This window comes from Sphingomonas sp. (genome assembly GCF_024508665.1).
Taxonomy (GTDB): Bacteria; Pseudomonadota; Alphaproteobacteria; order Sphingomonadales; family Sphingomonadaceae; genus Sphingomonas.
This window is the reverse complement of sequence record NZ_JANINP010000006.1, coordinates 775,641-788,012: the sequence shown is the minus strand read 5'-3', so window position 1 is coordinate 788,012 and position 12,372 is coordinate 775,641. Positions and strand designations below refer to the sequence as shown.

Here is a 12,372-nt window from a genome sequence, read left to right as displayed (position 1 = left end):
CCGGATCGTCAGAACAGCCTGCCGCCATTGGGCACCGGTTCGCTCGGTCCGATCAGCACGACCTTGCCGTCGGCATCGGGGAAGCCGAGCGTGAGCACTTCGGAGCGTATCGGTCCGATCTGGCGTGGAGGAAAGTTCACCACCGCGGCGACCTGACGGCCGACCAGGTCCTCCAGCGCATAATGTTCGGTGATTTGCGCCGACGAGCGCTTGACCCCGATCGGCTCGCCGAAATCGATCGTCAGCTTGAACGCAGGCTTGCGCGCTTCGGGAAAGGGATCGGCGGCGACGACCGTGCCGATGCGGATGTCGACCTTGAGGAAATCGTCGAACGCGATCGTCTCGGCGGCCGGCGCCTGCGCGTCGTGCGTCACGTGCATCAGAAATTCACGTCGTGATAATGCGGTGACGCCGGAATGCCCTCCATCCGCTCGCTGAGCAACGGGCGGAAGCTCGGGCGGCTCTTCATCCCGCCATACCAGCGCGCGGTCTGTTCGTGATTCTTCCAGTCGATCCCGCCGAGATAATCGGCGACCGAGATCTGCGCCGCCGCGGCGAGATCGGCGAGGCTCAGCGTGGCGCCCGCCATCCAATTATGCCGGTCGAGCAAATAATCGGTATAGTCGAGATACTCGACCGCCGATTTCATCGCCTCGCGCAGCACGCGCGCATCGGGGCTCGCTTTGGTCACGATCCGCTTCAGCATGCGCTCGCCCAGCAGCCGCTCGGTCACATCGCGAAAGAAGAAGGTGTCGAACCAGGTCGCCAGCCGGCGGATCTCGGCGCGCTGGATCGCGGTGCCGTTGATCATCTGCGCCTTGTCGACCGTCTCCTCGAAATATTCGCAGATCACGAGCGAATCGATCAGACGGATGTCACGTTGCGCATCGGTGATCACCGGCGTCTGGCCAGCCGGGTTCATGTCGATGAACTCGTCGCGCCGCTCCCATGGATTCTCACGGACAAGCGTGTAGCCCACCCCCTTCTCCCCCAGCAGCAGCCGGACCTTGCGGGAGAAGGGACAGAGCGGGAATTGTAGGAGTTGCCACATTCCATCGCTGTTATAAGCTGGCGGCGGGCGGGGGAAGATGGCTTTGACAGACTATTCGATCGACGACCGGTTCGAGACGGTGGCGATAACCTGGAGCCAGCCCGAGGCGGCGGTGATGCTGTCGATGTTCGAATTCTATGGCATCCCGGCCTTCGCGGTGGGAGGGCGTCACGTATCCGCTTATGGACCGATGGTGACCGCGCTCCAGGGCATCCAGATTCGCGTCGTCGCGGCGGCCACCGACGAGGCACTCGACCTGCTCGCCGAGGTCGCCGAGCAACCCGCGGTAGTCCGACCCTACGCTTTTGCTTCACCGAACCTGTACCGGCTCACCGTTGTGCTGGCCTTTGCGGCAGCATTGTTGACGCCAGTAGTGCTCGCCCTCGCCGATCCGTTCGACCAGAATGCTTTGGTGTCGGTCATGGTGATGTCGCCACTGTTACTGGTTTTCAATGGCGCACTGCCGCGCACATCCTCGACATTCTTCCTCGGCAGTCGAACCCGGCAATTGACCGCACCCTAGCCGATCCGCGCGCCCATACCGCCGTCGACCGGCAGGACCACCCCGGTAATGAACTTCGCCTCGTCGGACGCGAGGAACAGGGTTGCGTAGGCAGTATCCCAGGCTTCGCCCATTTGCGCGAGCAACGGCACCCGCTGAGCGCGTTCCGCCCGTACCACGTCACGATCAAGGCCGCGGGCGCGGGCAATGCCGTCGATCGCCATCGGCGTGTCCATCAGGCCCGGCGCCACCGCGTTGACGCGAATGCCGTATTTGGCGTTGGCGAGCGCGGTCGATTGAGTCAGCCGGTTCACCGCCGCTTTCGACGTTTCATAAGCGACCATCTGCCACCCTGCGATGCCGGCGAGCGAGGAGATGTTGACGATCGCGCCGCGTCGGCGCTCGCGCATTCCCGGGATGGCAGCGGCGATGCCGTTGAGCACGCCCTTCAGATTGACCGACAGGATACGGTCGAACGCCTCCTCGGCGATCATATGCGCCGGTCCGTCATTGCCGCCGATGCCGACATTGTTGACCAGGATGTCGAGCGGCCCGGCGGCCGCTATGGCTGCTTCGCAATCGGCGCGGCTCGTCACGTCGCAGGCAAGCGCGCGGGCATCGCCGCCCTCGTCGCGGATCGCCGCCGCGGTCTCCTCGGCACGCGCCAGGTCGCGGTCGACGCACAGCACGCTCGCCCCTTCGCGCGCCAGCAAGGTGGCAATCGCACGACCATTGCCGATCGTCGCCCCCGGCGTCTGCCCTGCCCCCATCACCAATGCCACGCGTCCGGCGACTCGCCCGGTCATCGCGGGAAGTCCGCGTCGAGCACTTGTCCCTCGTCGAGCTGGACGCCAAAGCTGTTCAGGAACATCGATACCTGGGTATATTGGCCGACGGTGAACACGGCATCCATCCGCTGGCGCTCGCTCAAATCGCTCAGCCGGGCCCAAGTCGCATCGCTGACGAAGAAGTCGCGCACCAGATCGTCGGCGACGCGTAGCAACGCCGCATCGCCAGCGCTCCAGCCGGGCGCTTCCGGCCCCGCCTTGATCCGGTCGATTTCTTCCTGGCTGAGCCCCGATTGCAGCCCGATTCGCGTGTGCTGCACCCATTCATAGCCCGAACGGCACAGCCAGCCCGTGCGCAGGATCAGGAGTTCGCGTTGACGCGGCGCCAACGAGTTGCGGTCCGACAGGATGTATCCGCCCCACAGGTTGAAGCGCTTGAGCGCCTTGGGCGCGCGTACCATCGTGCGGAAGATGTTGAGCACGCGCCCGCCGAAGGGCGCAAGCACTTCACGCTGTTCGTCGTCCAGTTCGCTATCGGCAAGCGGCGCCACGCGCGGCTGACTGAGCCTCATCCCACCTCTCCATCGTTTTTGGAGAGCCTAGACGATACCCGCCATTCGACAAGGGCAGCAGCAAGACTGCCAGCCCCGCATACCCGATGTTCCGGACAGTCAGTTGGGGTTGGTCATCCCCAGCACGCGGCGGACACGCTCGGTAGTCGCCTTGAGCTCATCCGACATGGCCACGGCGGCGCTGGCTGTACGGCCGGCGGCAACGACGGTCTGCCTGGCGTTCCGATGGACCTCGTCGCGGTAATCGGGGTTGCGCCGCGCCGCCAGGCTATCGAGCGTGTCGTTGGGACGAATGCTCGAATCCGGGGCAAGCGTGGCCATCGGCCCCACCCGCGTTTCCATCACCGCGTCGGTCAACGCGTCGATCAGCCCGACGACGCCATTCTGCACCATCGGGTTGTTGAGAGCCCTGGCTGCGTCGCGTGCATTCATTTGGGGCATCGGCGACGGCGGCCCGTCGCGATCCTGCGCGAAGGCAGGAGTGGCTACCAAGGCAAGGACAGGAAGAAGGACAAAATTACGCATGGCACATCATCCGACTGACAATCGGTGAGTCGTCTATAGCACCGATCAGCCCTGCAACGCTACTCCGCGGCTTGCAGTTCCTCGCTATCGTCGAGCGCGTACGGCAGCCGATCGAGCATTTCCTTGGGAACGACTTGCCAGAACTTGCCCCGCGCGCGGTCCCAATCGTCCAGGATACCCTGCGACCAATTGCTGTCGGTCGCCGAAGCATGCGCGGCAATCAGGTCCTTGAGCACGGCCTCCCAATGCGCGGAGGCGAGCCGTTGCCAGACGATCGATTCGCCATTCGCGCGCCGTTCGAAGCTGCCGCCCGCGTCATAGACGAACGCCATCCCGCCGGTCATGCCCGCACCGAAATTGGCGCCGACCGCACCCAGCACAACGGCGATGCCGCCGGTCATATACTCGCAGCCATTGGCGCCGCAGCCCTCGACCACCACGGTCGCGCCCGAGTTCCTGACCGCGAAGCGCTCGCCGGCCTGACCCGCGGCGAACAAGCGCCCGCTGGTCGCGCCGTAGAGCACGGTGTTGCCGATGATCGTATTCTCCTGGCTCGCCAAGGGCGAGGAGACGACCGGACGGACGATGATCGTGCCGCCCGAGAGCCCCTTGCCGACATAGTCGTTGGCGTCGCCGAACACTTCGAGCGTGATGCCCTTGCACAGGAACGCGCCCAGGCTCTGCCCGGCCGAGCCGCGCAACCGCACGGTGACGTGGCCGTCGGCAAGCTTGTCCATGCCGAACGTGCGCGTGATCTCGCTCGACAGGCGCGTGCCAACCGCGCGGTGGGTGTTGCGGACCGAATAGGTCAGCTGCATCTTCTCGCCACGCTGGAAGACGTGCGCCGCGTCCTTGATCATCTGCGCGTCGAGGCTGTCGGGCACTTCGTTGCGCCACGTCTGCAAGCTGAACCGGCGCTGGTCCTCATCGGCATCGACCTTTGCCAGGATCGGGTTGAGGTCGAGATCGTCGAGATGTTCGGCGCCGCGGCTGACCTGACGCAGCAATTCGGTGCGGCCGATGACCTCGTCGAGGCTGCGCACCCCGAGACGCGCGAGGATGTCGCGGACTTCCTCGGCGATGAAGGTCATCAGGTTGATGACCTTTTCCGGCGAGCCGGTGAATTTGGCGCGCAGCTTCGGATCCTGCGTGCACACGCCGACCGGGCAGGTGTTCGAATGGCATTGCCGCACCATGATGCAGCCCATCGCCACAAGGCTGAGCGTACCGATGCCGAATTCCTCGGCGCCGAGGATCGCGGCGATGACGATGTCGCGTCCGGTCTTGAGCCCGCCGTCGGTACGCAGCTTCACCCGGCCGCGCAGATTGTTGAGCGTCAGCGTCTGGTTGACTTCCGACAGTCCCATTTCCCAGGGCGTGCCGGCATATTTGATGCTGGTCTGCGGGCTGGCGCCGGTACCGCCATTGTGCCCGGCGACCAGGATGACGTCGGCATGCGCCTTGGCGACGCCGGCCGCGACCGTGCCGATTCCGGCCGAGCTGACCAATTTCACACACACCCGGGCGCGCGGATTGATCTGCTTCAGGTCGTAGATCAGCTGCGCCAGATCCTCGATCGAATAGATATCGTGGTGCGGCGGCGGGCTGATCAAGGTCACGCCGGGGGTGGCGTGGCGCAGCTTGGCGATGAATTCGGTCACCTTGAAGCCGGGCAATTGCCCGCCCTCGCCCGGCTTGGCGCCTTGGGCGACCTTGATCTCGATCTCGTCGCAAGCATTGAGATATTCGGCCGTCACGCCGAACCGGCCCGAGGCGATCTGCTTGACTCCCGAATTGGCGTTGTCGCCGTTTTCGTACGGCTGGTAGCGAAGCTTGTCCTCGCCGCCTTCGCCCGACACGGCCTTGGCGCCGATCCGGTTCATCGCGATCGCCAGCGTCTCATGCGCCTCGGGCGACAGCGCGCCCAGGCTCATGCCGGGCGTAACGAACCGCTTGCGGATCTCGGTGATCGGCTCGACCTGATCGACCGCAATCCCTTCGTCGGGGAAATTGAACTGGAGCAGATCGCGCAGATAGACCGGCGGCAAGTCGGCGACCCCGCGCGAGAATTTCTGATAGGTCGAATAGCTGTCGGTAGCGACCGCCGTCTGCAGCAAGTGCATCAGCTGCGCCGAATAAGCATGCGTCTCGCCGCCATAACGCTGGCGATAGAAACCTCCGATCGGCAAGGTCGCCACACCAGTATCGAACGCCTGCTGGTGGCGTAGTTCGGCATTGAGGTGGAGCGAGGCATAGCCCTCGCCCGAGATTTTGGCAGGCATGCCGGGGAACAAATCGGCGACCAGGCTGCGCGACAGACCGACCGCTTCGAAATTATAGCCGCCGCGATAGCTGGAGATCACCGCGATCCCCATCTTCGACATGATCTTGAGCAGGCCTTCGTCGACCGCCTTGCGATGATTGCCGAGGCATTGGTCGAGGCTGAGGTCGCCGAACAGCCCGCGCGCATGGCGATCGGCGATCGCCGCTTCGGCCAGATAGGCGTAGACCGTGGTCGCACCGACCCCGATCAGCACCGCATAATAATGCGTGTCGAGGCATTCGGCGGTCTCGATATTGACCGAGCAATAGGACCGCAGGCCCCGGCGGACGAGATGCGTGTGCACCGCCGCCGCCGCCAGCACGCCGGCGATCGCGACCTTGTCCGGACCGATCGCGCGGTCGGACAGGAAGATTTCGCTCTTGCCCTCGCGCACTGCCTGCTCGGCCTGGTTGCGGATGCGCTGGATCGCGGCGCGGAGCGCGTCGGTCCCACCGCCTGCGGGGAAGGTGCAGTCGATTTCTGCGACCTGGCTGCCGAAATGCACCTTGAGCTTGGCCCAATCGGCACCCGTCAGCACCGGGCTTTCGAGCACCAGCACGCGATCCTGCCGCACCGCCGTGTCGAGGATGTTGGCCAGATTGCCGAAGCGCGTCTTGAGCGACATGACATGGCGTTCGCGCAAGCTGTCGATCGGCGGGTTGGTGACCTGCGAGAAATTCTGGCGGAAGAACTGGCTGATCAGCCGCGGCTTGTCGGAGATGACTGCCAGCGGCGTATCGTCGCCCATCGAGCCGACCGCTTCCTTGGCGCCCTCGACCATCGGTGACAGGATCAATTCCATGTCTTCCAGCGTCTGGCCGGCGGCGACCTGGCGGCGCAGCAGTTCGGCGCGGTCGAAGCGGGTGACGGATTCGCCCTTGGGAAGCTTGAGGTCTTCGATCGTCACGAAGTCGCCGACCATCTTGGCATAATCATGCTCGTCGGCGATGCGATCCTTGACCTCGCGGTCGTGGAGCAGGCGCCCCTCCTCGAGATCGACCGCGATCATCTGACCCGGGCCGAGCCGGCCTTTTTCGACGATCATCGTCTCGGGCACGACGACCATGCCCGTTTCGGAGCCGACGATCAGCAATCCGTCGGAGGTCTGGGTGTAGCGCAGCGGCCGGAGCGCATTACGGTCCATACCGGCGACCGCCCAACGGCCGTCGGTCATCGCAAGAGCGGCGGGGCCGTCCCATGGCTCCATCACCGAACCGAGATATTTGAACATGTCGAGATGCTTCTTCGGCATCTCACCCTTCACGCCCCAGGCTTCGGGTACCAGCATCAGCTTGGCGGTCGGCGCATCGCGGCCCGACCGACAGATCGCCTCGAACACCGCGTCCAGAGCGGCGGTGTCCGACGCCCCTGCCGGGATTACCGGCTTGATGTCTTCCGACGCTTCGCCGAACGCAGTGGCGGCCATCTTGATCTCGTGGCTGAGCATCCAGTTCTTGTTGCCACGGATGGTGTTGATCTCGCCATTGTGCGCGAGGCAGCGGAACGGCTGCGCCAGCCACCATTGCGGGAAGGTGTTGGTCGAATAGCGCTGGTGGAAGATCGCGACGCGACTCTCGAACCGCGGATCCTTGAGGTCGGGGTAAAAGACCGACAGGCTCTCGGCGAGGAACAGCCCCTTGTAGACGATCGAGCGACAGCTCAGCGAGCAGATGTAGAAGCCGTTGATCTGCGCGGCGATGACGCGCTTCTCGATCCGGCGGCGGACCAGATAGAGGTCCTTCTCGAATTCCTCGGCCGATTGCGTGCCCGGCAGCGGACCGGCGATCATGATCTGCTCGATCTCGGGCCGCGTCTCCTGCGCCTTGCGGCCGATCACCGACACGTCGACCGGCACCTGGCGCCAGCCGTAGATCGAATAGCCCGCCTCGATGATCACGCTTTCGACGATCGTCCGGCAGGATTCCTGCGCGCCGAGATCGGTGCGCGGCAGAAAGATCATGCCGACCGCGAGCTGGTTGTCGGCGACCTTGTGCCCCGAGGCCTGGATCGCTTCGTCGAAGAATTTGTGCGGCAGGTCGACATGGAGGCCGGCGCCGTCGCCGGTCTTGCCATCGGCATCAACCGCGCCGCGGTGCCACACCGCCTTCAGCGCGTCGATCGCCGACTGCACGACGCGCCGCGACGGCTGGCCGTCGGTCGCGGCGACGAGGCCGACGCCGCAGGCATCGGATTCGAATTCGGGACGGTACATCCCCTGGGCGGCGAGGCGGGCGCGTTGGTCGGTCATGACGCTTCTTTCTTGAGGCCGGCTGCCTCCAAGGCCTTGACCTTGGAGGCACGGATCAGCGGCCCGAAAACAGCCATCAAGCTGGGTTGAAAATCGTGAAATTTATGGCCGGTGTCGCTTGCGCCGAACGCAGCAAGCTCTTCGAGCTCGGTCGACGACAGCCGGCTTGCCGCGGTTGACGCCAGCTGCCCCTTGTCGATGGTCGGCAGCGCAGAACCGCAGGCTGGGCTGCTCTTCGCCAGCATGTCAACAAGCTGATCAACCATGACGGCGGTCAACTTGCGGCCCGTCGGTGAACGATAAAAGGTATCGAGCTCGGTCAGTTGGACGTCGTCGAACGAGCCACGCATCGCCGCAGCGATCTTGCCCTGCATATCCGGAAACTCGGACTCCCAGGCGTCCATATACTTGTCGTAAAAGGCATTTTTTTCCAATGCCTGATTCGCCGTCATTTTCTTGCTGGTGACGCAAGTGGCGACCTCAGCGCGAAGCGCCGCTCGAAAACGAACGACGTAGACCGCGGGATCGAGATAGGCGCGGGCGAAATCCGTCGCGATATCGTCGGGCCGAGCATCGCTCGCCGGCGTCACGCGAGCGATCGCCGACGGCGCTGCTACCCAACTGATAGGTGCAAGCGCGATCAGAACAGCGCATGCTTGCCGGGAAAGCCTCATGCGGCCTTCCTCTCAGCCGCCGTTTTCGCCCGCAAATATTTATCCATATGCTCGGCGACATCGCGACCGTCGCGCACTGCCCACACCACCAGGCTCGCGCCGCGGACGATGTCGCCGGCGGCGAACACGCCGTCGAGGCTTGTCATCAAGGTCGCATTGTCGACCAGCAAGGTCCCCCAGCGCGTCACACCGAGTTCGGGCGCGTTGAACAATCGCGGCAAATCCTCGGCGTCGAAGCCCAGCGCCTTGATCACCAGATCGGCGCGCCGCATTTCGCTCTCGCCGCCATCGGGTTCGGGCGCCCGGCGGCCGCTGGCGTCTGGCGCGCCAAGGCGCATCCGCGCGATCGACACGCTGTCGACCGCTTCGCCGCCACCGAACGCCTCGGGCGCCGACAGCCAGACGAACTCGACGCCTTCCTCCTCGGCATTGGCAACCTCGCGCTGCGACCCCGGCATGTTGGCGCGGTCGCGGCGATAGAGGCAGGCGACCGAAGCCGCGCCCTGGCGCACCGCGGTCCGCACGCAATCCATCGCGGTATCGCCGCCGCCGACCACGATCACGTTCTTGCCCGACGCATCGAGCGCGCCGCTGTCGAAATCGGGCACGTCGTCGCCGAAGCTCTTGCGGTTGGACGCGGTCAGATAGTCGAGCGCCTCGACCACACCGCTCGCGCCGACGCCCGGCGCGGCCAATGCGCGCGCCTTGTAGACGCCGGTCGCGATCAGGACGGCGTCGTGCCGCGTCCGCAGTTCCTCAAGCCCAGCCTCGCGCCCGACCTCGAACCCTTCGTGGAAGATGATGCCGCCGTCCTTCAGCCGGTCGACCCGGCGCATCACCACCGGCTTTTCGAGCTTGAAGCCCGGAATGCCATAGGTCAGCAGACCGCCGGCGCGGTCGTGGCGGTCATAGATATGGACCTCGTACCCGGCGACCCGCAGCAATTCGGCCGCGGTCAGGCCGGCCGGCCCGGCGCCGATGATGCCGACCGACTGGCCGCGGGCCGGGCCCGGCACGATCGGTTCGACCCAGCCATTTTCCCAGGCGGTATCGGTGATGAATTTCTCGACCGATCCGATCGTTACCGCGCCGTGGCCGGAGAATTCGATCACGCAATTGCCTTCGCACAGCCGGTCCTGGGGACAGATCCGGCCGCATATCTCCGGCATGGTTGAGGTCGCGTTGCTGAGCTCATAGGCCTCGCGCAACCGCCCTTCCGCGGTCAGCCGCAGCCAATCGGGGATGTGGTTGTGCAGCGGGCAGTGCACCGAGCAATAGGGGACGCCGCATTGCGAGCAGCGCGCCGACTGTTCCTCGGCCGCGGGCACGCCATAGCGTTCGGCGATCTCGCGGAAGTCCTCCGCGCGCTGCTGAGGATCACGCTTGGCCGGATAGGCCTGCGTTACACCCACGAATTTCAGCATATCACCGGCCATCGCCCGCTCCCTTCGGAACGGCCGCTAACCGCTTTTCCTCCTTGCGTCATCTAAATTCGACCAATTAGTCCTAAATCGGACCTAATTAGCCGCAATTTCGATCCACCTCACCGCATCACGCCGCAGCTCACCCGAAGTTTATGTCCGATTCGGTACTATTTTAGCAAAAGTGCCATTGCGATCGCGCCGATAGCGATTCGGTACCAGCCGAACGGGCTGAACCCCGAGCGCCCGACCAGCCCGACGAACCATCGCACGACCAGCAATGCGACGATGAAGGCGACGACGAACCCGACCCCGATCAATCCGAACCCTACACTGTTCGCCGCCATCAATTCGTGCCGCTTGGTGACGAGTTCGAGCACGGTCGCGCCGAGCATGGTCGGGATGGCGAGGAAGAAGCTGAACTCGGCCGCCGTACGCCGCTCGACCCCCAGGCTGAGCGCGCCCAGGATCGTCGCGCCGGATCGACTGACGCCCGGAATCATCGCCAGACATTGGATGAAGCCGATGCCGATCACCTTGGGCAGGGGGATGTCGGCGACGCCCTTCACATGGCCTTCCTTAACCGTGCGCTCGATGCCGATAATCGCGAGTCCGCCGACGATCAGCGCGACCGCGACGGTCAGCGGCGAGCCGAGCAGTTTTTCGATCTGCTTGTGCAGCGCGAGCCCGATCACCGCGGCGGGCACGAAGGCCACCAGGATATTGCGGACAAAGCGGACCGAAATCGGGTCGATCTTCAACAGGCCCTGCAGCACTGCCCAGAAAGTCCGCCAGTACAGCACCACGATCGCCAGGATCGCGCCCAATTGGATGACGATGTTGAACAGCGCCCAATAATCGGCATTGTAGCCGAGAAGCGCGCTGGCCAGGATCAAATGGCCGGTCGAGGACACAGGCAGGAACTCGGTCACGCCCTCGACGATGCCGAGGATGATGGCGGTAATCACGTCGTTCACGGGGGATACTCCCTATACGCGGACGCCGCCGCGAACGGATGTCTGTCGGAAGTTCAGGCTGCCTTGGCGCGCAGGCCGAATCGGCCCGCCTTGCGGTATTGCACCAGCCAGGACGGTGCGACCGCCTCCATCGGCGTGGGGGTGATGCCCAACGAGTCGAGCCCAGGAAGCGCGCCGCTCGCGACGTTGTCGGTCTTCAGCATCTTCCATTGGTCGAGCTTGATCGGCGCGCCCGGCAGGAAACCGGCATAGGCGATCACCTGACCGGCAAAATCGGGCAGTTCGATAAAGTCGGCCTCGCGCCCGATGGTGACGGACAGCCAGCGCATCAGGTCGCGCATCGTAACGACTTCGGGCCCGGCAACCTCGATCGTCTGGCCAGCGCGCGAGTCGCTCTCCACCAACGCCCGCACGGCCGCGCGCGCGACATCGACGACATGGACCGGCTGGAATTTCGCGCCAGGGCGCAACACCGGCACCGCCGCGCGGCCGAACACGCCGGGGGCAGAACTGATCATCCGGGCGAAGCGATTGAGGAATTGGTCTTCGGGCCCGAACACGACCGAAGGACGGAGCACGATGGCGTCCGGAAAAACCTCTCGAGCGGCGGCTTCGCCGGCTGCCTTGCTCGCATAATAACGCGACGGCGATTCGGCATCGGCGCCGAGTGCCGAGAGCTGGAGGAAAGCCGTCGCGCCGGTGTCACGAGCCGCCTTCGCCGCCGCGCGCACGCCGGCCACGTGGACGCCCTGGAAATCGGGACCCCAGGTCCCCGGCAGATAGACCACCGCGTCCGATCCCGCGACCGCGCGCGCGATCGTGTCCGGCTTGGTCACGTCGGCAGCGACGAATTGGATCTGGCCAAGCCCGCCGAGCGGCTTCAGGAACCAGGCGTGGCGCGGATCGCGCTCGACCACGCGGATGCGCGCGCCCGCGGCGAGCAATTCCTGCGCGACGTAGCGGCCGATGAACCCGCCCCCGCCGATCAGCGTAACCAGCTTGTCCTTCATGACGATCCTCGAAAAATCCGTGGGGCCTCCCATGCCGCGCGACGGCCCTCGCCGCAAGCGGTCGCGGTTGCGGTTGACAACCGCCAGACGCCCCAATAGAGCGCCCCGCCTACCCCGTGCCCAGATGGCGGAATTGGTAGACGCACCAGCTTCAGGTGCTGGCGCTCGCAAGGGCGTGGAGGTTCGAGTCCTCTTCTGGGCACCAATACTGGCTCTGGATACGTCCAGCAGCGTCCAGTAAGCGGCTGGTTTCACAGCATTTTTAGACCGAGAATCGCCAG

Annotated in this window: 11 protein-coding genes and 1 tRNA gene; 2 read left to right on the top strand and 10 right to left on the bottom strand. The window is 64.8% G+C overall.

All coding sequences use genetic code 11. The features are described 5' to 3' along the window. Nucleotides 1–8: 8 nt before the first annotated feature. Nucleotides 9–380 carry a tRNA-binding protein gene (locus Q0L25_RS12545; protein WP_296614723.1) on the bottom strand — a complete coding sequence of 124 codons (372 nt, stop codon included), beginning with the start codon at nucleotides 378–380 and terminating at the stop codon, nucleotides 9–11. Then, complete coding sequence (locus tag Q0L25_RS12540) at nucleotides 380–1,051, bottom strand: glutathione S-transferase family protein (protein ID WP_296614721.1); 672 nt, start codon at nucleotides 1,049–1,051, stop codon at nucleotides 380–382. The genes Q0L25_RS12545 and Q0L25_RS12540 overlap by 1 nt, the downstream gene beginning before the upstream one ends. 37 nt (nucleotides 1,052–1,088) lie before the next feature. On the opposite strand from Q0L25_RS12540, the gene Q0L25_RS12535 reads away from it, so the two are divergent. Beyond that, complete coding sequence (locus Q0L25_RS12535; protein ID WP_296614719.1) at nucleotides 1,089–1,574, top strand: hypothetical protein; 486 nt, start codon at nucleotides 1,089–1,091, stop codon at nucleotides 1,572–1,574. On the opposite strand, the gene Q0L25_RS12530 is transcribed toward Q0L25_RS12535, so the two are convergent. From Q0L25_RS12530 to Q0L25_RS12495, 8 genes are all read right to left on the bottom strand, one after another. Then, the gene (locus tag Q0L25_RS12530; protein WP_296614717.1) at nucleotides 1,571–2,359 is read right to left on the bottom strand and encodes an SDR family NAD(P)-dependent oxidoreductase; all 789 of its coding nucleotides are present in this window, start codon (nucleotides 2,357–2,359) and stop codon (nucleotides 1,571–1,573) included. The two genes, Q0L25_RS12535 and Q0L25_RS12530, sit on opposite strands and share 4 nt — an antisense overlap. Beyond that, complete coding sequence (locus Q0L25_RS12525) at nucleotides 2,356–2,913, bottom strand: carboxymuconolactone decarboxylase family protein (protein WP_296614716.1); 558 nt, start codon at nucleotides 2,911–2,913, stop codon at nucleotides 2,356–2,358. The genes Q0L25_RS12530 and Q0L25_RS12525 overlap by 4 nt, the downstream gene beginning before the upstream one ends. 99 nt (nucleotides 2,914–3,012) lie before the next feature. Beyond that, on the bottom strand, nucleotides 3,013–3,345 hold the full coding sequence (locus tag Q0L25_RS12520) for a hypothetical protein (protein ID WP_296614714.1): 333 nt from the start codon (nucleotides 3,343–3,345) through the stop codon (nucleotides 3,013–3,015). Nucleotides 3,346–3,497: 152 nt separating this feature from the next. Beyond that, nucleotides 3,498–8,009, bottom strand: a complete 4,512-nt coding sequence (gene gltB, locus Q0L25_RS12515; protein ID WP_296614712.1) for a glutamate synthase large subunit — start codon at nucleotides 8,007–8,009, stop codon at nucleotides 3,498–3,500. After that, on the bottom strand, nucleotides 8,006–8,683 hold the full coding sequence (locus tag Q0L25_RS12510) for a hypothetical protein (RefSeq protein WP_296614709.1): 678 nt from the start codon (nucleotides 8,681–8,683) through the stop codon (nucleotides 8,006–8,008). Before Q0L25_RS12510 ends, gltB begins: the two co-directional genes overlap by 4 nt. Continuing rightward, nucleotides 8,680–10,119, bottom strand: a complete 1,440-nt coding sequence (locus Q0L25_RS12505) for an NAD(P)-dependent oxidoreductase (RefSeq protein ID WP_296614707.1) — start codon at nucleotides 10,117–10,119, stop codon at nucleotides 8,680–8,682. The genes Q0L25_RS12510 and Q0L25_RS12505 overlap by 4 nt, the downstream gene beginning before the upstream one ends. Before the next feature lie 155 nt (nucleotides 10,120–10,274). Then, a complete protein-coding gene (locus Q0L25_RS12500) occupies nucleotides 10,275–11,081 on the bottom strand; it encodes an undecaprenyl-diphosphate phosphatase (protein ID WP_296614705.1) in 807 nt (268 codons plus the stop codon). Between the two features lie 53 nt (nucleotides 11,082–11,134). Further along, nucleotides 11,135–12,091, bottom strand: a complete 957-nt coding sequence (locus Q0L25_RS12495) for a complex I NDUFA9 subunit family protein (RefSeq protein WP_296614703.1) — start codon at nucleotides 12,089–12,091, stop codon at nucleotides 11,135–11,137. A 118-nt stretch (nucleotides 12,092–12,209) separates the two neighbouring features. Between Q0L25_RS12495 and Q0L25_RS12490 the strand changes: the two genes are divergently transcribed. Then, nucleotides 12,210–12,296, top strand: a tRNA-Leu gene (locus Q0L25_RS12490). Nucleotides 12,297–12,372: the final 76 nt, after the last annotated feature.

Bases quoted from the DNA above. Each gene is read 5' to 3' on its own strand.
- Q0L25_RS12495 (WP_296614703.1), bottom strand. From the start codon at position 12,091: ATGAAGGACAAGCTGGTTACGCTGATCGGCGGGGGCGGGTTCATCGGC.
- gltB (WP_296614712.1), bottom strand. From the start codon at position 8,009: ATGACCGACCAACGCGCCCGCCTCGCCGCCCAGGGGATGTACCGTCCC.
- Q0L25_RS12535 (WP_296614719.1), top strand. From the start codon at position 1,089: ATGGCTTTGACAGACTATTCGATCGACGACCGGTTCGAGACGGTGGCG.
- Q0L25_RS12525 (WP_296614716.1), bottom strand. From the start codon at position 2,913: ATGAGGCTCAGTCAGCCGCGCGTGGCGCCGCTTGCCGATAGCGAACTG.
- Q0L25_RS12505 (WP_296614707.1), bottom strand. From the start codon at position 10,119: ATGGCCGGTGATATGCTGAAATTCGTGGGTGTAACGCAGGCCTATCCG.
- Q0L25_RS12545 (WP_296614723.1), bottom strand. From the start codon at position 380: ATGCACGTGACGCACGACGCGCAGGCGCCGGCCGCCGAGACGATCGCG.
- Q0L25_RS12510 (WP_296614709.1), bottom strand. From the start codon at position 8,683: ATGAGGCTTTCCCGGCAAGCATGCGCTGTTCTGATCGCGCTTGCACCT.
- Q0L25_RS12530 (WP_296614717.1), bottom strand. From the start codon at position 2,359: ATGACCGGGCGAGTCGCCGGACGCGTGGCATTGGTGATGGGGGCAGGG.
- Q0L25_RS12540 (WP_296614721.1), bottom strand. From the start codon at position 1,051: ATGTGGCAACTCCTACAATTCCCGCTCTGTCCCTTCTCCCGCAAGGTC.
- Q0L25_RS12520 (WP_296614714.1), bottom strand. From the start codon at position 3,345: ATGAATGCACGCGACGCAGCCAGGGCTCTCAACAACCCGATGGTGCAG.